General features: G+C 71.0%; 15 protein-coding genes and 2 tRNA genes. 10 read left to right on the forward strand and 7 right to left on the reverse strand.

Features of this window, described 5'->3' with window-relative positions; translation table 11 throughout:
- The first annotated feature begins 337 nt into the window (after positions 1-337).
- Together OIC96_RS24810 and OIC96_RS24815 are read left to right on the forward strand one after the other, a co-directional pair.
- Complete coding sequence (locus OIC96_RS24810) at positions 338-901, forward strand: SigE family RNA polymerase sigma factor (RefSeq protein WP_327429984.1); 564 nt, start codon at positions 338-340, stop codon at positions 899-901.
- 173 nt (positions 902-1,074) lie between these two features.
- Entirely contained in the window at positions 1,075-2,718 is a 1,644-nt protein-coding gene (locus tag OIC96_RS24815; RefSeq protein WP_330310187.1) for a long-chain fatty acid--CoA ligase, read from the forward strand.
- Positions 2,719-2,856: 138 nt separating this feature from the next.
- Here the strand turns inward: OIC96_RS24815 and OIC96_RS24820 are convergent, their stop codons facing one another.
- Positions 2,857-4,113, reverse strand: a complete 1,257-nt coding sequence (locus tag OIC96_RS24820) for an MFS transporter (RefSeq protein ID WP_330305725.1) — start codon at positions 4,111-4,113, stop codon at positions 2,857-2,859.
- Positions 4,114-4,277: 164 nt separating this feature from the next.
- On the opposite strand from OIC96_RS24820, the gene OIC96_RS24825 reads away from it, so the two are divergent.
- On the forward strand, positions 4,278-4,862 hold the full coding sequence (locus OIC96_RS24825) for a TetR family transcriptional regulator (protein WP_330305724.1): 585 nt from the start codon (positions 4,278-4,280) through the stop codon (positions 4,860-4,862).
- Between the two features lie 59 nt (positions 4,863-4,921).
- Here the strand turns inward: OIC96_RS24825 and OIC96_RS24830 are convergent, their stop codons facing one another.
- Together OIC96_RS24830 and OIC96_RS24835 are read right to left on the reverse strand one after the other, a co-directional pair.
- A complete protein-coding gene (locus OIC96_RS24830) occupies positions 4,922-9,007 on the reverse strand; it encodes a PAS domain-containing protein (protein WP_330305723.1) in 4,086 nt (1,361 codons plus the stop codon).
- A 286-nt stretch (positions 9,008-9,293) separates the two neighbouring features.
- The gene (locus OIC96_RS24835; protein ID WP_330305722.1) at positions 9,294-9,812 is read right to left on the reverse strand and encodes an SSI family serine proteinase inhibitor; all 519 of its coding nucleotides are present in this window, start codon (positions 9,810-9,812) and stop codon (positions 9,294-9,296) included.
- 229 nt (positions 9,813-10,041) lie between these two features.
- Between OIC96_RS24835 and OIC96_RS24840 the strand changes: the two genes are divergently transcribed.
- A tRNA-Ser gene (locus tag OIC96_RS24840) sits at positions 10,042-10,132 on the forward strand.
- A 193-nt stretch (positions 10,133-10,325) separates the two neighbouring features.
- Positions 10,326-10,398: transfer RNA gene (locus tag OIC96_RS24845), tRNA-Arg, on the forward strand.
- Positions 10,399-10,479: 81 nt separating this feature from the next.
- Here OIC96_RS24845 and OIC96_RS24850 read toward each other — a convergent pair.
- On the reverse strand, positions 10,480-10,770 hold the full coding sequence (locus tag OIC96_RS24850; protein ID WP_330305721.1) for a tyrosine-type recombinase/integrase: 291 nt from the start codon (positions 10,768-10,770) through the stop codon (positions 10,480-10,482).
- 301 nt (positions 10,771-11,071) lie between these two features.
- Between OIC96_RS24850 and OIC96_RS24855 the strand changes: the two genes are divergently transcribed.
- Together OIC96_RS24855 and OIC96_RS24860 are read left to right on the forward strand one after the other, a co-directional pair.
- Positions 11,072-12,316, forward strand: a complete 1,245-nt coding sequence (locus tag OIC96_RS24855; protein WP_330305720.1) for a calcium-binding protein — start codon at positions 11,072-11,074, stop codon at positions 12,314-12,316.
- 622 nt (positions 12,317-12,938) lie between these two features.
- Positions 12,939-13,577 carry a lamin tail domain-containing protein gene (locus tag OIC96_RS24860; protein ID WP_406501787.1) on the forward strand — a complete coding sequence of 213 codons (639 nt, stop codon included), beginning with the start codon at positions 12,939-12,941 and terminating at the stop codon, positions 13,575-13,577.
- Between the two features lie 332 nt (positions 13,578-13,909).
- Here the strand turns inward: OIC96_RS24860 and OIC96_RS24865 are convergent, their stop codons facing one another.
- From OIC96_RS24865 to OIC96_RS24875, 3 genes are all read right to left on the reverse strand, one after another.
- Entirely contained in the window at positions 13,910-14,275 is a 366-nt protein-coding gene (locus OIC96_RS24865) for a hypothetical protein (protein ID WP_330305719.1), read from the reverse strand.
- Between the two features lie 140 nt (positions 14,276-14,415).
- Entirely contained in the window at positions 14,416-15,399 is a 984-nt protein-coding gene (locus OIC96_RS24870) for a tetratricopeptide repeat protein (RefSeq protein WP_330305718.1), read from the reverse strand.
- 206 nt (positions 15,400-15,605) lie between these two features.
- Positions 15,606-16,037, reverse strand: coding sequence for a MarR family winged helix-turn-helix transcriptional regulator (locus OIC96_RS24875; protein WP_330305717.1), 432 nt, complete (start codon positions 16,035-16,037; stop codon positions 15,606-15,608).
- Between the two features lie 168 nt (positions 16,038-16,205).
- On the opposite strand from OIC96_RS24875, the gene OIC96_RS24880 reads away from it, so the two are divergent.
- From OIC96_RS24880 to OIC96_RS24890, 3 genes are all read left to right on the forward strand, one after another.
- The gene (locus tag OIC96_RS24880) at positions 16,206-16,571 is read left to right on the forward strand and encodes an HGxxPAAW family protein (protein ID WP_330305716.1); all 366 of its coding nucleotides are present in this window, start codon (positions 16,206-16,208) and stop codon (positions 16,569-16,571) included.
- A gap of 142 nt (positions 16,572-16,713) precedes the next feature.
- On the forward strand, positions 16,714-17,649 hold the full coding sequence (locus tag OIC96_RS24885; protein ID WP_330305715.1) for a BRO-N domain-containing protein: 936 nt from the start codon (positions 16,714-16,716) through the stop codon (positions 17,647-17,649).
- A 178-nt stretch (positions 17,650-17,827) separates the two neighbouring features.
- The gene (locus OIC96_RS24890; protein WP_330305714.1) at positions 17,828-18,697 is read left to right on the forward strand and encodes a DUF2797 domain-containing protein; all 870 of its coding nucleotides are present in this window, start codon (positions 17,828-17,830) and stop codon (positions 18,695-18,697) included.
- Positions 18,698-18,702 lie beyond the last annotated feature (5 nt).

Here is an 18,702-nt window from a genome sequence, read left to right on the forward strand (position 1 = left end):
CGGCGGTCTCGCGACCGGCTCCCGGCGGTCCGGCGACCGGCTCCCGGCGGTCCGGCTCCCGGCGGTCCCGCGACCGGCTACCCGTGGTCCGGCGACCAGGCCTCGGCCGTCCCGCGTGCAGGCCTCGGACGTCCCGCGCGCAGCCCCCAGTGGTCCGGTGTACTGCCCCGGTGTACTGCCTCGGTAGGTGTCTCTCAGGGATGAACCCTCAGGGTGCAGGCGCCGCTCGTCCACCCTCAGGAGGTGGGGTCAGCCCCACTCCTACAACCTGAGGGGGACACCGCTTCGGGACCTGCGGCCGATCCGCGAGAGGAGGCGGCGAACCTAGCGTGGAGCCATGACCACACTCGTCTGCACGAGCGCTTCGAACGCCGCGACACCGGCGGTGAAAACCCTTCCGTACGCGCCGTATCCCTCGTTCGCGTCGTATGTGAAGGCCCGCCAGCCGGTGCTGCTGCGTACGGCCCGGTCGCTCACCGCGAACCCGAGCGACGCCGAGGACCTGCTGCAGACCGCGCTGACGAAGACGTATGTCGCCTGGGACCGGATCGAGGACCACCGGGCGCTGGACGGCTATGTGCGCCGGGCGCTGCTGAACACGCGGACGTCGCAGTGGCGCAAGCGCAAGGTCGACGAGTTCGCGTGCGACGAGCTGCCGGAGCCGGAGGGGCTGTCCGCCGGGGACCCCGCCGAGCAGCAGGCGTTGCACGACGCGATGTGGCGGGCGATCGCGAAGTTGCCGACGCGGCAGCGGGCGATGGTCGTTCTGCGGTATTACGAGGACCTGAGTGAGGCGCAGACCGCGGAGGTGCTCGGGGTCTCCGTGGGGACGGTCAAGTCGGCGGTGTCGCGTGCGCTGGGCAAGCTGCGCGAAGACCCCGAGCTGGGACTCGTCCGGTAGGCAACCATCCGGCAGGTCACCTTCCGGTGGGCCAGAAAAGGTTCCCGTTGGCAACGTGATGTGATCGATCAACGGGCCCTAGTGACATACCGCGCGGTATGTGCGCAGAATCAGCGCAACCCTTACTACCGCGTAGGCAATGTCGCCCCCGGGAGGACGCCGTGCTGAGCACGATGCAGGACGTACCGCTGACTGTGACCCGCATTCTCGAACATGGCGCGCTCGTGCACGGTTCGTCGCAGATCACGACCTGGACCGGGGAGGGCGAGCCGCATCGTCGCAGCTTCCGCGAGGCCGCGGAGCGTGCGGCCCAGCTCGCGGGCGCCCTGCGCGACGACCTCGGGGTGACGGGCGACGAGCGGGTCGCGACGCTGATGTGGAACAACGCGGAGCACGTCGAGGCGTACTACGCGATCCCCTCCATGGGCGCGGTCCTGCACACGCTCAACCTCCGCCTCCCCGCGGAGCAGCTCGTCTTCATCGTGAACCACGCCGCCGACCGCGTGATCATCGCCAACGGCTCGCTGCTTCCGCTGCTCGCGCCGCTCCTCCCCCATCTGCCGACCGTCGAGCACGTGGTGATCTCGGGCCCCGGTGACCGTTCGCTGCTCGCCGGAGCGTCGGTGCGGGTGCACGAGTACGAGGAGCTGATCGCCGGGAAGCCGACGACGTACGACTGGCCGGAGATCGACGAACGCCAGGCCGCGGCCATGTGTTACACCTCCGGGACCACCGGCGACCCCAAGGGCGTGGTCTACTCCCACCGCTCGATCTACCTGCACTCCATGCAGGTCAACATGGCCCAGTCGATGGGTCTCACCGACCGCGACACGACTCTCGTCGTGGTCCCGCAGTTCCACGTCAACGCCTGGGGTCTGCCGCACGCGACCTTCATGACCGGCATCAACATGCTGATGCCGGACCGTTTCCTCCAGCCCGCGCCGCTCGCCGAGATGATCGAGAGCGAGCGGCCGACGCACGCCGCCGCCGTCCCCACCATTTGGCAGGGCCTGCTCGCCGAGCTGACCGCCAAGCCCCGCGATGTCTCCTCCCTCACCCAGGTCACGATCGGCGGCTCGGCCTGTCCGCCCTCGCTCATGGCGGCCTTCGACGAGCTGGGCATGCGGGTCTGTCACGCCTGGGGCATGACCGAGACCTCACCGCTCGGCACCATCGCCCGGCCGCCGGCCCACGCCGAGGGCACGGACGAGGAGTTCGCGTACCGGCTGACGCAGGGCCGCTTCCCGACCGGCGTCGAGGCCCGCCTCACCGGCCCCGGCGGCGAACGGCTCCCCTGGGACGGCGAGTCCGCGGGTGAGCTGGAGGTGCGCGGCCCCTGGATCGCGGGCGCCTACTACGGCGGCCAGGGCGCCGAACCGCTGCGCCCCGCCGACAAGTTCAGCGAGGACGGCTGGCTCAAGACCGGTGACGTCGGCACCATCAGCGCCGACGGTTTCCTGACCCTCACCGACCGCGCCAAGGACGTCATCAAGTCGGGCGGCGAGTGGATCTCGTCCGTGGACCTGGAGAACGCCCTCATGTCCCACCCGGATGTCACCGAGGCCGCCGTCGTCGCCGTCCCCGACGACAAGTGGGGCGAGCGGCCGCTGGCCACCGTCGTCCTGAGGGAGGGCTCCGCCGCCGACTTCGAGTCGCTGCGCGCCTTCCTCGCCGACGAGGGCAAGATCGCCAAGTGGCAACTCCCCGAGCGCTGGACGATCATCCCCTCGGTCCCGAAGACGAGTGTCGGCAAGTTCGACAAGAAGGTGCTCCGCAGGCAGTACGCGGAGGGCGAGCTGGACGTCACGAAGCTCTGACACACGGACGACGGGGGGAGCCCGCCCCGGGCACCCCCCGGGGCACCTCCCCGCCGTCCGCGTCCGTCGTCCGCGTCCGTCGTCCGCGTCCGTTGTCCGTGTCCGTCGTACGCGGTACGCATCCGTCGTCCGCGCAGATCATCGCCGTACGGACGCCGTGGCCCTCGCGTTCCGCCCCGGACCACGCCGTACGGAGGTCGTGGTCCACCCCAGAAGCAGCCACACCCCCGCCACCGCGCACACGCCACCCCAGCCCCACTGGGTGAACGCGCTGCCCGCCAGCGCAGATGCGAGCGCGCCGCCCGCGAAACCGGCCACCACATAAGCCGTGTTGGCGGTCGCCGGGGTCGAGGTCGTCGTCAACGCCAGGGTCTGGTTGGCGACATGGCTGGTCACCAGGGCCGCGTGGACCACGATCGCCGCCGCGCAGAGCGCCCACAGCGTGCTCCCGCCCAGCCAGAACAGCGGTACGGACACGGCCGCGAGCAGATACGCGGACCGTACGACCCTGGCGGCGCCGAACCGGTCGACGAGCCCGCCCGCGAGCGGTGCCACCGCGCTCGCGGTGAGGCCGAAGAGGCCGAAGAGCCCGGCCGTCGCGGTGGACAGCCCGTACCCGCCGTCGCCCGTCAGCAGCAGCGCGAGCGAGGTCCACAGCGCGCTCCACGCCCCGTACATCCCGGCCTGGCGCAGGCACGCCCGCCAGAGGTCCGGGGAGGTGCGGACGACGGACGGCAGGGCCCGGAGCCCCGCGAACAGCGGGCCGGTGCGGGGGCGGGAGTCCGTGGGGAGCGCCCAGGCGGTCGCGAGCCCCAGCGCGGCGGTCAGCACCGCCGCACCGACGAAGACGATCCGCCAGCCGAAGGCCTGGCCGATCAGCCCGCCGAGGACGCGGGCCGCGACGATCCCGGTGAAGAGCCCGGCGATGATGGCGGCGACGTGCCGGGCCCGCCGGTCCGCGGGGGCGCGCGCGGCGACCAGTGGCACCAGCAGCTGCGGTACGACGGTGGCGGCGGCCGCGACGAAGACGGCGGCGGCCAGCGTGGTGGTCCCGCCCGAGAAGGCGCCCAGGGTCAGCGCCGCCGTGGTGACGAGCGAGAGGGCGGCGACCAGGCGGCGCCGGTTCACGGTGTCGCCGAGCGGGGCGAAGAAGAGCAGCCCGGTCGCGTAGCCGAACTGCGCGACCGACGCGATCCAGGCCACGGCCGAGGGCGCCGAGCCGAAGTCGTGGGCGATCAGGGGGAGCAGCGGGGCCGCGAGGTAGATGTTGGCGGCCGTGACGGCGGTGCACAGGGCGATGAGGGTGAGGAGGAGGGTGGGCGGGAGCGACGGCGCGGCGGACGGTCGGCGGACACCGGTGCGGGGCGCCGGGATCTCCTCGGTGACTGACGGCATGAGCGGCGGGACTCCTTCGGGCCGGCTGCGGGCTGGCTGCGGGGCGGATCGGGGTCGGCTGTCCATGTAACCAACTGGTTGGTTGGCTGCGGAGGCCGAGTCTGCCCCGCACCCACGGGAGTGTCAACCAACTGGTTGGTTACTTATTCCGCTACCCTGTCCGCATGGCAGCGAAAGTCAGGGACCCCGAGGCCACCAAGGCCCGGATCTTCGAGGCGGCGGTCGCCGAATTCGCCCGGTACGGCATCGCGGGCGCCCGTATCGACCGCATCGCGGCCGAGGCCAAGGCGAACAAGCAGCTGATCTACGCCTACTTCGGCAACAAGGCGGAGCTGTTCGCGCGCGTCCTGGAGAGGCGGATGCTCGACCTCGCCATAGCGCTCCCGGTCGACGGCGACGACATCGAGGGCTGGATGGACCGGGTGATGGACTACCACGCCGCTCATCCCGAACTGCTGAGGCTCTTCTTCTGGGAGGGCATCGAGTACGCCACGGCCGAACTCCCCGACGAGGCCGAGCGTCAGGAGCACTACGCCCGCAAGGCCGCCGCCATCGCCGACGCGCAGGCCCGCGGCGTCATCAGCGACGAGATCCCGCCCAACGACCTGCTGTTCATGCTGCTCGCGCTCGCGGGCTGGTCCACGGCCGTGCCGCAGATGCGGCGCATCCTGGTCGGCGGCGAGGACACGGACAACGAACGGGTACGGGCCTCGGTCCGGGCGGCGGCACGACGGCTCACCGCCCGGTAAGCCCCCGGGCCTGGCCTGGCCGGCCGGGCCCGGGGTCGGCCGGACCCGGTTGACCGGGCCTAGTTGGTGCCGATGCGTGCCAACAGGTCGACGATCCGGTCCTGCACCTCGGCGCTGGTCGAGCGCTCGGCGAGGAACAGCACCGTCTCCCCCGCGGCCAGGCGCGGCAGTTCGGCCCGGTCGACGGCGGCCGTGTAGACGACGAGCGGTGTGCGGTTCAACTGCCCGTTCGCGCGCAGCCAGTCCACGATTCCGGCGTGCCGGCGCCGTACCTGCATCAGATCCATCACGACCAGGTTCGGCCGCATCTGCGAGGCCAGCGTGACGGCGTCCGCGTCGGTCGACGCCCGCGCGACCTGCATCCCGCGCCGCTCCAGCGTCGCGGTCAGCGCCAGCGCGATCTCCGCGTGCTCCTCGATGAGCAGCACGCGCGGCGGGTGCTGCTCGGAGTCCCGGGGCGCCAGGGCCTTCAGGAGTACGGCGGGATCGGCGCCGTACGCCGCCTCGCGCGTCGCCTGTCCGAGCCCCGCCGTCACGAGGACGGGGACCTCGGCCGCGACGGCCGCCTGGCGCAGCGACTGGAGCGCCGTGCGCGTGATCGGCCCGGTCAGCGGGTCGACGAAGAGCGCGGCCGGGAAGGCGGCGATCTGCGCGTCGACCTCCTCGCGCGAGTGCACGATGACGGGCCGGTAGCCGCGATCGCTCAGCGCCTGCTGGGTGGTGACGTCGGGCGCCGGCCACACGAGCAGCCGCCGCGGGTTGTCCAGCGGCTCCGGGGGCAGTTCGTCGTCCAGGGGCCGCGGCTGCGGCTGGTCGGCGACCTCGACCGCGCCGCCGGGACCGTCGAGCGGCTCGGGGCCCTCGGCGGCGTTCTCGTCCGGTGCTCCTATGGCGTACGACCGTCCGGCGCCCTCGGTGGCTCCGGGCAGCCGGGGTCCGGGCGCCGTGGCGGCCTGGCCGGCCTGCGGGTGCGGACGGGCCTCCGTCTCCGGGCGCTCGGCAGCGGGCTCGGGAGGCGTACCGAGCTTGCGGCGGCGGCCCCCACCGTTCGTCTGGTGCGGGGGAGGCGTGGCGGACTGGGGCTGAACCTGGGCGCCGGGCTGGCGGGCGAACGGGACGCCCTGGCCGAGCGTACGCACGCTTATGGCACGGCCCTGCGTCGAGTTGGGGTCGACCGGGGCGGCGGCCTCGGCGGGCAGCGGCTGAGCGACGCGCGGCTTCGCCGGGAGCTCAGGGGGGAGAGGGGTGCCCGGGGCGGGGGTGGGCTGAGCCGCGGCGGGAGCGCTCGGCGCGGGCTGCGCCGGGGCCACCGGCTGTGCGGGGGCCGGAGTGCCCGCGCCGGAAGTGTCGTTGGTGTTGGCGTTCGGCCACGGCTGCGGAGGCAGGGCTTGGGCGGGGGCCGGGGTGGCCTGGGCGGCGGCAGGGGGCTGCGGTGCCTGCGCGGGAACGCCCTGTGCGGGAACGACCTGTGCCGGAACGCCCTGTGCAGGAACCGCCTGCGCCGGAACACCCTGCGCGGGTGTCCCCGTTGTCCCCGCCGTATCCGGCTGACCTGGGGCGAGGCGGGCGCGTCGCCGTCCCGTCGGGTTGGAGACGGGGTGCGGCTGCGGCGGGGTGTGATCGTCGGCCGGGTCGTGCAGCATCACGTCATGACGGCCGTCGTCGGCCTGCTGGAGCTGAGCCCGGGCCTGGGCCTGGACTTGAGCCTGTGCCTGAGCCTGGGCCTGGACGTACTCGGGTGACTGGTCCGCCTCCGCGGGCGGCAGCGCGAACACCGTACGGGCGCCCGTCTCCTGCGCGGCGGCGGCACGCTCGGCCGCGGCGGCCAGCGCACGCCGACGACGCCCGGTCGGCTGCCCCGCGTCCGCGGAGCCACCGGCGTCCTGCGTCCCCTGCGCATCAGGGGCGACGGGCGCACTGGGCGCCGCGGGCAACGCCGCCGGCAGCGCGTGCTGTTCGCCGTCCCGCAGCGCACGCCGCCCGGCGGGCACCGGCACCCCCTGCGGAGGCACCGTCCCGCCAAGCCCCGTGCCCACGGCCGCGGTCCCGGCCGCATGCTCGCCCGCCATGACGACCGCGCCCTCGGAGACACCGCCGGTGCCGTCACCGGTCGCCTCGCCGGTCATGTCACCCGTCGTACCGTCGCCCGCGTCCTCGGCCGGACTCGGCCGTCCGCGCCGCCGTCCGGTACCGCCGGAGCCACCGCCGTCACCCGGGCCCTCGACCGCGGACCCCTGCGCGGGCACCATCGCCTCGCCGGGGTTCTGCTCATCGGCCGTACGCCGCCGACGCCGCCCCGTGGGAGCGGCCCCGCCGGTCTCGGTGGCCGCGGGCTCGGACTCCCCCGCCACCTCGCTCTCCAGGAAGGCGTCCACGGAGGACCGCCGGGCCCGCCGCCTGCCGCCGCTCTGGTGCGAGGCCTGCTCGGGAAGGGCGAGCTCGGAACCGGGAGCGTCCGCGGCCGCGGTGGCCGGAACCGTCCCGGCGCCCCCGCCGATCGGCACCTCCAGCACGAACGCGCTGCCGCTCATGCCCGGCACCTCGTGCGTCTGCAGCACACCGCCGTGCGCGCGCACGATCCCGCGCACGATCGGCTCGTGCACCGGGTCTCCCCCGGCGTACGGCCCGCGCACCTCGATACGGACGCCCTCACCGCGCTGCGCGGCGGCCACGACGACCGTGTTGTCCATGTAACCGCCCGCCGACACGGGCGCGTTGCCGGTCGCGTCGACCCCTGCCACATCGGCGATGAGATGCGCGAGGGCGTTCGCCAGCCGCTTCGGGTCGACCTCGGCCTCGATGGGCGGCGCGTGCACGGCGAACTGGACGCGCCCGGGCCCGATGAGCTCGACGGCCCCGTCGACACCGGCGGCGACGACCGCGTCGAGCATCACCTTCGTACGGGTGATTTCCTCCGCGCCCGAATCCAGCCGCTGATAGCCGAGGACGTTGTCGACGAGCGTGGTGATCCGCGAGTAGCCGGCCGCGAGATGGTGGAGCACCTGGTTGGCCTCGGGCCACAGCTGTCCGGCGTCGTCGGCGGCGAGCTTGGAGAGTTCGCCGCGCAGCTGGTCGAGCGGTCCGCGCAGGGACTGGCTGAGCACGGCGAGCAGCTGCTCGTGCCGCGCGGTCAGCGCCTCGTAGCGGTCCTTCTCGCGCTCGCCGAGCGCCGCGTACCGCTCGTCGCCGGCGGCGAGTTCCTCCTCGTGCTGCTCGCTCACCTCGGCCAGCTCGGCCGCGTGCGTCTCGCGCAGCGCCTTGAGCTCCTCGGCGTGCTCGTCGGCGATCCGGGCGAGCTCGTCGGCGTGCCGGGTGGCCTCGGCGTCCTTCTCCTCGGCCAGGGTGTCGTACGGCCGCCGGTCGGTGAAGGTCATGACGGCGCCGACGAGCTGGTCCCCGTCCCGCACCGGCGCGGTCGTCAGGTCGACCGGCACCTTGTCCCCGGCCTTCGACCACAGCACCTGCCCGCGCACCCGGTGCTTGCGCCCGGAGCGCAGGGTGTCGGCGAGCGGCGACTCCTCGTACGCGAACTCGTCGCCGTCCGCGCGCGAGTGAAGGATGAGGGAGTGCAGGTCCTGGCCGCCGAGATCGCTGGCCCGGTATCCGAGTATCTGAGCGGCCGCCGGATTGACCAGAACAACCCGCCCCTCGGTGTCCGTCCCGACGACACCCTCGGCCGCCGCGCGCAGGATCATCTCGGTCTGGCGTTGCGAACGCGCGAGTTCGGCCTCGGTGTCGACGGTGCCCGACAGATCGCGTACGACGAGCATGAGCAGCTCGTCAGGGGTGGGGCCGTAGCTGTCGTAGGCCTGCTGGCCGTTCTCGAGATTCGCACTGGTGACCTCGACCGGGAACTCGGTCCCGTCGGTCCGCCGCGCGATCATCCGGGTCGGCTTGGTCCGCCCGCTCTGGTCGATGGTCTCGGGCCGCCGCATAGATCCCGGGATCAGCCGGGAGTCGAACTGCGGCAGCAGATCGAGCAGTCCCCGGCCCACCAGAGCCGTGCCCGGGGCCTCGAAGGCCTCCAGGGCGATGGTGTTGGCGTTGACGACGGTCCCATTGGCGTTGACCAGCACCAACGCATCGGGCAGCGCGTCCAGTATGGCTGCGAGGCGAGCAGCGCCTCGGGATGGCCTGCTGCTCACGAGACGCTTCCTCCCTGTTACCGCACCTTGCCGACCGCGGATGCCATCTTGCCAACCGGCCCGCAGCGTGTCACGCGAGGGAGTCTACGGGCAGAGGTTGCGCTCGCGACGCCGGATGAGAGGGAGGTCGCACGCGGAAGTGACGCGGAAAGGACGCAGAAGAGACGTAGAACCTGTGACCACGCATTTTGCCCCGCACCACCGTGAGGCAGCCGTGACTCCACTCTGTCCTCCTCCCCGCCTTCTTCTGCCTTCTTCTGTCTTCCTCTGTCTTCCTCTGTCCTCGCTACACGCGGGTGCCCGGCAGCAGCGGCACCAGCGCGTCCCACCGCGAGATCTCGCACCCGTTCGTGCGGTCGAACCGCGCGTCCACGGGGCGCCCCGCCCAGGTCCCCGTGACATGCGCGGTGGCCGGACCGCCGTACAGCATCGTGCACATGGTGCCCGGCGCCACCGGACCGAAGGGGTCCTTGCCCCAGGTGGTCTTCCCGTCCAACTGCTGACAGGCCCCGTCCACATCCGGGTGACTGCCGCCACCGGGATGACACCGCAGTTCGTACGTCCCGTCCGCACCGTTTCCCATGCCGTGGACGGTCACGGTCAGCCGGTCCCCGGAGTCCTCGTCGCGGGCCGGCGGGGGCATCAGGGGGGAGATGGGGGTGCCGACCATGGGGCTGCCGGACATAGGGGTGCCGGACACGGGGCTGCCCGACATAGGTGCGGCGGACGCGCCGGACGCGGCGGGTACGGCGGACAGCGCGGCGGTGGCGGACGCGGCGGCGGTGAGAACGAGACGGCGCAACATGACCTGCCTAACGCCACGCGCCCCGCACGGTTGCGCGACGATCCGGCCACCACCCCCTCCCGCCGTCCGCCCTCCCGGCGTCCCCCTCCTCCCCCTCCCGCCGTCCCGTCGAATCCGGGCTTTGCTCTGCGGCCCGCCTGCCTAGTACCGTGGGGGGCGATTGGTGACACCGCGCTCGACTGTGTCATCATCTGCACGCACCACTCGCGCTCGCGCGAGCGGCTGTGCGGGAGGCGTCGCCTAGTCCGGTCTATGGCGCCGCACTGCTAATGCGGTTTGGGCCTTCAAGCCCATCGAGGGTTCAAATCCCTCCGCCTCCGCGTCAAGATCCGAAGCCCCGGTCCCTCTGGACCGGGGCTTCGGCGTTACCCGGCGCTGGAGTGCGTTTGCCCAGCTCACAAGGGGTGCGGCAAACGGATTTCACATGGCGGCGGCAGTCATGTAATGTTCTTCCTGTCGCCGCGAGCGGGCCGAAAGCCCAGGGAACGGGACAGCAGGACAAAAACAAAACAAGCACTCGTAGCTTAACGGATAGAGCATCTGACTACGGATCAGAAGGTTGCAGGTTCGAATCCTGCCGAGTGCACACAGCTCAAAGGCCCCGCCGGTTGAACCGGCGGGGCCTTTGACATCACCGGGTGACATCAACGCCCCCGGATATCGCCGATCAGGCCGCGTTCTCCGCCTCCGGATCATCTTCCGAAAGGTCGGGGCCCAACACGTCGTCCATCCGATCGGACGCAGCCCGCAGGGCCGTCCCCATCACATGCGCGTACGTGTCCAGCGTCATCGTGATCGTGCTGTGGCCCAGCGTCTCCATGATGGTGCGGACGTCGACGCCCTGAGCGAGCAGCAGGGACGCGCATGTGTGCCGCAGGTCGTGCACCCGTACCCGCCGCACTCGTGCGTCACGGCACAGGATGGTGAGCATCCGGTTCAGGTCAACAGAGGCGTACAACCGCGCACGGTGGCACGCCTGCGATCGGTGGACAAGCCAACAGATCCCAGCAGGCGAGCGGTTCGTGACGGTGCCGCACGCGCCAACGGATCACAGGACCGAGTTCGGGGTCGGGCAGCGTCTGGTCGGTGGATCGCGGGCGGTATGACGGTGTGTCTGTACGGCTGCACAGGGCGGGTGTGGCTTGATCGTCGGGCGGTCCCGGCAGGGGCCTGAACACCAACCGACGTCCGTGGCGCGTGCTGAGTGCCGCGCTCTTTGTCGAGGAGTTTCCCTCGTGAGACCGACCCTGCAACATGCCATGTTCCATCGACGTGGCGCTGGAGCCACGGGTGAGCGGAGGCGCCCGGCCAGGCGTGCTGCCGTCCTGCTCGCCACGGTGGCGCTGCCGGCGGCCCTGGTGGTGCCCACGGCCACGCCCGCTGCTGCGGCGGTGCCCGTGACCGTCACCTTCAACGCGGGCGCCGACCAGCCCTTCACCGTCCCGGCCGGCGTCACCCAACTGACCGTCACCGCCACAGGTGCCGCGGGCCAGAACGGGGGCAACGGCGGCACAGGCGGCAACGGCGCCACCGTCACCGGCACCGTCCCCGCCACCCCGGGCAACACCCTGTTCGTGAACGTCGACACCGGCGGCGGCACAGTCACCGGGGTCGCAGCGGGCGGTGTCGGCGGCGGTTCCAGCGACGTCCGCACCTGCAGCTCGGCCAACGTCAGCTGTGTCCTGACCGGCGTCCCCGGCACCGACCCCCGCCTCATCGTCGCGGGCGGCGGCGGAGGCGGCGGCCACGGCGGTTTCACCATTTCCGGGCCTGACTCCACCGGCGGAGACGCCGGAGACACCGGCCAGCCCGGCGGCGACAGACCGCAAGGCGGCGTGGGCGGTGGCGGAGGTACTCAGACCACCGGCGGCACCGGCGGAGCCACATGCTCGCCGAACCCATCTACCGGCGGCACCAACGGTGCGGCCGGCGCCGCCGGCACCGGCGGGAGCGGCTTCGGGGGAGGCGGCGGAGGCGGCGGCTGGTTCGGAGGCGGCGGAGGCGGAGGCTGCAACGCCATCGCCTCCAATGGCACGCTAGGTTCCGGTGGTGGCGGCGGTGGGTCGAACCTCGTCCCGTCGGGAGCTACCTCCGGACCTGCAGCGGGAGCGGCCCAGGTGACCATCACCTACGAGCCGGTCCCCCCCACCTGCGCGACCGCCACGCCGACCATCACCGGCACCAACGGCCCCGACGTCCTGGTCGGCACTCCCGGCGATGACGTGATCTTCGCTCTCGGCGGCAGCGATGCGGTCGACGGCCGCGGTGGCAACGACCTCATCTGCGGCGGCGACGGCAGCGACTCGTTGTCCGGCGGTGACGGCAACGACCGCATCGAGGGTGGCAACGGCGCCGACAGGCTGAACGGCAACAACGGCAACGACGCCCTCTTCGGCGGCCCCGGCAACGACGCCCTCTACGGCGGCCCCGGTACCAACACCAACGACGCCGGCCCCGGCGCCAACGCCTGTTTCAACCCCTCCACCGGACCCGGCTGCCCCTGACCCACCCCACACGCTGCCGACCTGATCGACGGACATCAGAAACGGGCCCCGGCACCTCCAGTAGCTGACATCAACAGAGGCGTACAACCGCGCACCGTGGGACGCCCGTGATCGGTGGACGAGCCGACAGATTCCAGCAGGCGAGCGGTTCGTGATGGTGCTGCACCCGCCTACGGATCAGAGGGTTGCAGGTTCGAATCCTGCCGAGTGCACAGCAGGCCAGAGGCCCCGTGGAGGAATCCACGGGGCCTCTGGCTTTTGTCTTGACGGCAGTGCCCGGGGTGAGGGGTGGGCGGCGGCGCTTGTTACCCACTTTCGGTTGGCGTCGCACGCGTTGGTGGGGTGGCGTTGCGAGGGTGGCGAATGTCCGGGGTCAACGGGCGCACGGGTCACCGTCGCACCGAGGCGTCAAACTGGTGCATATAGTTCATAAATGGGTGATACACGGGAGAGTCACAGTAATGTGCGTGATTTGTAACGTCGTTCACGTCTTATTCGCATTACCGGCACATCGGGCCCACGGTGTGGATGCGCGGCCGACCGGTCGCCACCCGCATACCGCACACCTCGTCGGTCGACTGACCGCAGGCGGGGTTGTGCGTGCACCGAGCAGGGAGAACCTGTGCCTGTTTCCAAGATCGTAACCGCCCGCAGTCTGGCCGCCGCCGCGCTGGCAGCCGGCGCCCTGGTCGGGGCGGTGACGCTGCCGGCGTCCGCGGCCGACCACAGCCCGCACTGGTCGACCGTGGAGATCAGCGACGTCCAGTACGACGTCCCGGGCCGCCGCAACGACGACTCGAACCGCTCCCTGAACAAGGAGTGGGTGGAGATCACCAACAACAGCCGCCACGGCGTGAACCTGGACGGGTGGACGCTGGCCGACGAGGACGGCCACACCTACACCTTCCACTACTACCGCCTGGCCGGCCGGGCGACCGTCCGCGTCCATACCGGTGAGGGCCGTGACAGTCGTAGCGACCTGTTCCAGGACCGTCGCCACGAGTTCTGGGACAACCACTCCGACACGGCCACCCTGCGCAACGACCGCGGCCGCTTCGTCGACGACTTCTCCTGGAGCGACCGTGACCGCGACCACGGTGACCGCGACCACCGCGGTGACCGCGACCACCGGGACTACCGCGGTGACCGCGACCACCGGGACCACCGCGGTGACCGGGACTACCGCGGTGACCGGGACTACCGCGGCGACCACCGTGACCGCGACCACCGTGACCGCGACCACCGCGGCTACCGCCGCTGATTCACCCCCGGCCCGCTGATGGCCGGTGGCCGGTGGCTACGCCCTTCGCGGGAACACGAGTGGGCGGGTCGAACCGGCCGGATGAGCCGCGAGATCGACGGCCTGACCGTCCGAAGCGAGAACGAGCCTCCATGAGGATCGCTTTCGCCCACCCGGACGACGTCGCCAAGCTGCCGGCCTTCCGTGCGGAGGCCGCAGCTTGGCTTTCGCGGCTTGGTACCGGTCGGGAAGCGGACCTTGCGGAGGCCGGCACGGGTGCTCAGCACCTCGAAGGAGCGGTTCAGGTTGCAGCGACCTGCGTCACCATCAATCGCAGGCTTGATTCGCCCTCGTCACCAGATCCACATCCCTCCGACGACGCCATCAGGGCCGAGGAAGTGGGCCGCCTCAGGGCCCACCCGAGAGTCATCGTCCAGAGGGATGGCGAATCGGTGCTCGCCGAAGTCCAGGGCGAGGATCTGGTCCGGATCCAGTTCGTAGCCGTCGACCGTCCTGCCGATATAGCCGTGCATGAGGTCCAGCGATCCCGGTTCGGGGAAGCGCCACTCGCGGCCGTCGTACAGGCCGAATGGATCACTCAAGGCCCGCAGGACCGGTCCGTCAAAATGCAGCTCGACGTAATCACGTACGAAGTGCACGGCACTCACCTCCGCACCCATCAGCAACTGGAGCGGGTTATCCGGGTCAACAGTTTCCACGAGATCATGCTGGCACGAGCCTCGAGGTTCGATGCCAGGGGCTTCCGGGGCGGCCGGCAGGGCGACGATCGTGGTTGGTCGGCCGTTGGCGGTCGCGGAGTTCGGCTCCGCCCCACGACAGCCCTTGCGCAGGTGCGTGTTCAGTTCTTGCGGATACGGCGGGCCTTGGCCAGGAGGTTCCGGGGCAGCCCCGGCCCCGCGCACGCGTAGTCGATCAGCAGGTCCCGGTAGGCGGTGTTCGCGAGCTCCGGCGCCATGGAGATCAGGGCCCGCAGGTCGTCGGATGACCCGGACAGGCGCGTGCGATACGCGGCACCCGCGGCGCGCAGGGAGAGTTCCTGCGGTTCGTGTTGCAGGCCCTGTTCGACGAGGGCCACAGCTGCGGCGAAGTCGCCCTGCTCGGCACGCACGTCGGCCAGGTCCAGGTAGAGGGACCAGTTGGCGGGGTCCAGGGTCAGGGCGTCTTCGAAGGCCGCCGCAGCCTGGTCGAGGTCGCCCATCGCCATCCAGGTGTTCGCGCGCGCGACCGCGGTCCACATGACCCGGTCGACGGTATCGGCGCGGTCGCAGAGGGCGAAAGAGAGCTCGTAGCGTCCGCAGGCCCGGGGCAGTCGGGCCATGGCGGCGAGCGATTCCGGCACCGGACTCCGCTCGGACACCACGTCGATGGTGTGAAACCAGGGCGCGAACCGTTCACGCATCTCGTCGGTGTCCAGGTCGTGGCCGTAGTCCAACGTCCGCAGACACGCCTCCGCCAGTGCCTCGGCACTCACCGCGTCGAGAAAACGCGCATCGCCGAACCATGGAGCAGTGCCCCACGGCACGTCCGGCCGCGCGCCCGTGACCGAACCAAGGGTCATCACCGCGTCATCCATGTCCCCCTTGAGGAACAGGAAGTACGCCTGCGCCAGCACAGCGCTCAAGGAGCCGTCCCCTTCGAGACCCGCCTCCAGCTCCGAGCGCCGGTCCCTCCACAAGTCGGCGAGGCCCGCATAGGGCTCCGGGGCCGCCGGCGCGGAGGCTATCGCCCCCACCAGGAACTTCACGGCGCCGACCGGACTTCCGCCGCAGTGCGCCATTACACGAGCGAGACTGACGCCCGCCGCCACTGACTGATTCGACATCGCCAGAGAATATCCATGGCCAAAGATGGCCAAAGGTTCTGTGGCCCCTTCCGCTTGTGCGGCGGCACGCAGTTGATGATCCGTGAGTGACGGCAGCGGGGACAGATGGACTGGACGTTCTTCCGCTGGATCCTTCTCGCCGGATTTCTGCTGACGGTGATCGCCGTTGGGATCTTCACGTGGGCGTTCGCCCATCGGAACCCCTACTAGGCCGGTCTCTGTGTGCGGAGCTCTTCCCGGTACTCGCTCATCAGCTCGCCCGTGCGGGTGAACCAGTCGTGCAGGACGGCGACTTCGGCAGGGGTGTAGTCGGCGAAGAGTTCGGTCAGGCGGGCGTAGTAGGGCTCGTAGAGGGCCAGGACGCGGGTGACGGCGGCCGGTTGCGCGGCGACGCGGACGCGGCGGCGGTCCGTGGGGTCGGGGCGGCGGGTGACGTAACCGGCGCGTTCGAGGCGGTTGAGGATGCCCGTGACAGCACCGGTCGTCACCTGCGCGCGCTCCGCGAGGTCGCCGGCCGTGAGCAGGGTGTCGCCGGCCTCCAGGACGAACCCGAAGCACGTGAGGTCGCTGACGTTCAGGTTCAGCCGCTGGGCCATCTCCTGCCGGCCGAACATGCTCGCCGCGATCAGGTGGTCCATGGCGGATAGCGCCTGCGCCGGTGTCGCGGGTGGGCGCGGGTGGGGCCGCGAGCGCGGTGGGCTGCCGTGCTGCATCGATATTCCCTTAGTGCGTGAGAGTTTCGGTGCTGAATTTCTTAGGTAGTGAGGGGTTGTGAGTCTAGTCGTTGGCTTAGGAGGGGGCTGGGGATGAGCCAGTGGGACGAGGGGCACACCATCGCGGGGTGGACCGGGTTCGGGATCGCCACGGTAGGAGTGGCGGGAATCGCTGTCGGCGTCTGCACCGGGAACGCCCTGGGGGTGTGGGGCGGGCTGGCCGTCGTGGCGATCGGTGCCGCGGTCACCTGGGCGCTGCACCTCTCCGGCTGGGGCAAGCCGCCGGGGCGCCGGCCCGTCTCGCAGTGGGGGTTGCGGGTCAAGGACCTCACCGCGCGGGAGGGGCATCCCGGGTGCGTCGGGTGCCGGCTGGCGGGGCGGGGGCGGCCTGCGGGGCTTCCGGTACGGGTGGCTGGGGAGTCGGGCACCGGTGAGCCGGTGAGCGAGTCCGTCGGCTGAGGTCTTCGTCGTCGTTCTTCGTCTGCGTTCTTCCTCGTCAGGGGCAGAATCGATACCTCCGTCGCCTATCGGGTGAACATCCTTGCTAACGCCCCGAGTTGACCTTCCGTGTGCCTAATTTCCGGAGCGGAGGTGATGCTCGATGTACGAGCAGAACACGCCGCCGGACGAGTCGGCGGTACAGCGGCAGGACGCGATCGACATCAATGACTTCGTGTTCGCGGCTACGGGGGCGCGGGTGCGGAGGCTTACGTTGCCGGATGGGGAGCACTGGTTTCCGGCGGCGGACGTGGCCTCGGATCTTGGCTACGCGAACACACGTCAGGCGCTGCTCTGGCATGTTGCAGCAGAATGCCAGCGAAACTTGGGTGATCTTGCTCGAAGCGTCTATGGAGTAGACGCCTTGAGCAAGATTGCAGGTCACGGGCTTAAGAAGTCGATGAAGATGGTGAACTTGAGGGGGCTCATCAGGCTTGTCAACGGTTGCACCAAGGCCGAGTGCACTCCGTTCAAGAACTGGGTCTCCGAGGTCATCGAGACCGTCCATCGCGATGGGTCCTACTCCCTCGAACCGGCCCCCATCCAGCCCGCGCCCAGCGGCGGCACCGCGTACGTCATGCCCCAGCAGGTCGCCGATGCCATCGTGCGGCTCGAAGAGCGAAACGTCCGGGCCGACGAGATGCTGCTCGCCTTCCAGGAGGAGCGCGGCGAGCTGTTGCGGGAGATCAGCCGCAGTCAGGGCGTGATCGCCGCGGCCCTGCAGCAGATCGCCACTGCTCTGGATCGCCCCGCTGTCGGCCAACGCCCTGCGGCGAGGGCCGAGCCGACGCCGCAGGAGCTTCTCGCCACCTGGAAGGCGAAGAACCTCGTCGTCACCGAGGACATCCACGCGGTGGCGGCCTACCTGGCCCCGGCGCTGCTGCGGGGCGGGGCTCAGTACCGACTGGAAGAGATCGCTGCCCGTACGGGACTGGCGCAGGCGCGCGTCCACGACTGCGTACGGATGCTGCTCAAGCGCGGCTGCATGCGGCAGCAGGGCTGCACGCCGGACGGGGCGCCGGTGTACGTGCTGCCGTAGGAGCGCAGTGAGAGAGGCCCGAAGTCGCAAATCCAAGTTGCGGCTTCGGGCCTCGCCGTACGGTATCGGACCGCTCGGCTTGGTGCGGCGATCTTGCACGAACCGTCGATCCTGGCGACGGTTCGTGCAACATCGCTGGTCAGGCCCGCTGTCAGTCCTGCCCCCTATTGTCGATGGCGTGCGGCAGGCATGGAGATGTTCGGGGTTGCGGTGGGCGTCGGACGGGCCCGTGCTCGTGTGGGGCGGGGGGCGCCGGAGCCCGCTGGCCTGGGGGAAGCAGGTGGCGTTCGGTGTGGTGGACGGGGGTGTGCGGACGTGTGTCGGGGCGCGGGGGCACGACTGCCCCGTGCGGGCCGCCGTGTCGGGGCGGAGTACCGGGGCGCGGTGCGAGGAATGTGCGCGGCTGGACCGGGCGCACTCCGTGGCCGCCGACACGATCGCCGATGACCCGCGGCCGTACCGCGTGTATCTCGCGTGGTTCGGGCCCGCCATGGTGAAGGTGGGGATCACCCGGGTCGAGCGGGGGTCCGCGCGGCTGCTGGAGCAGGGGGCCGTCACCTTCAGCTGGCTGGGGGAGGGGCCCTTGATGGCCGCGCGGCGGGCGGAGGAGTTGCTGCGGGCCGCGCTCAAGGTGCCGGATCGGATTCCGTACGCCGACAAGCGGGCCGTGCGGGCGGCGCTGCCGGGGCCCGGTGAGCGGGTGGCCGAGATCGAGGAGTTGCACGCGCGCGTGGGGCGGCTCGATGCCTGGCCCGAGTCGCTCCGGCGCGCGCCGTTCGAGCCCGTCGACCACACCGATGTGTTCGGGCTGACAGGGATACCCGCGATGGAGGGTGTCGTGAGCGAGTTGGCCGCGGGCGGTGTCGTCAGTGGTGAGTTGTGTGCTGCCGCCGGGCCCGATCTGCACCTCGCGACCGGGAGGGGTGTTGTCGTTCTTGATACGCGGCTGATGACGGGGTGGGAGCTGACCGGTGTCGGCGGTGAGGCCGGACTGACCGTTCCCGTAAGGGAGATGGGGGAGCGCAGCGTGCAGGACGGGCTTTTCTAGCGGGC

The organism is Streptomyces sp. NBC_00775 (assembly GCF_036347135.1).
Lineage (GTDB): Bacteria > Actinomycetota > Actinomycetes > Streptomycetales > Streptomycetaceae > Streptomyces > Streptomyces lutosisoli.